This window comes from Exiguobacterium sp. SH1S1 (assembly GCF_004337245.1).
GTDB lineage: Bacteria > Bacillota > Bacilli > Exiguobacteriales > Exiguobacteriaceae > Exiguobacterium > Exiguobacterium aurantiacum_A.
This window is the reverse complement of the sequence record NZ_SJUZ01000031.1, coordinates 1-400: the sequence shown is the minus strand read 5'-3', so window position 1 is coordinate 400 and position 400 is coordinate 1. Positions and strand designations below refer to the sequence as shown.

Here is a 400-nt window from a genome sequence, read left to right as displayed (position 1 = left end):
TGCCGGATGCGGTGTAAATACCTTATCCGGCATACAGAACAATACTACACCGTAATTAATTTTACCCGTGTCTTCTGCAATGCCAGTTTATCCACCTCTGATACAGCATCATCGGTAATAATAATGTCAATTTTTTCGATTGGCAGTACCTGATTAAAACCGCGACGGTTAAATTTCGATGAATCGAGAACGGCAATCACTTTATTAGCGGCGGTGACCATCGCACCGCTAATCGAATAACCTTCATTAAAGGTCGTAATACCATTAACCGCATCAATACCATCAGCACCGACAAACATTAAATCGGCATTAATATCCTGCAGGGAACGTTCAGCAATAGATCCATGCATAGATCGCGTTTTATGGCGGACCGTGCCACCGCAGACGACCAGAGTAATGT

At 43.5% G+C, this 400-nt stretch carries 1 pseudogene; it reads right to left on the bottom strand.

Annotated elements, in window-relative coordinates:
* Positions 1-44: 44 nt before the first annotated feature.
* Positions 45-400, bottom strand: a pseudogene (locus tag EVJ23_RS15105) (hypothetical protein); the annotation flags it as partial.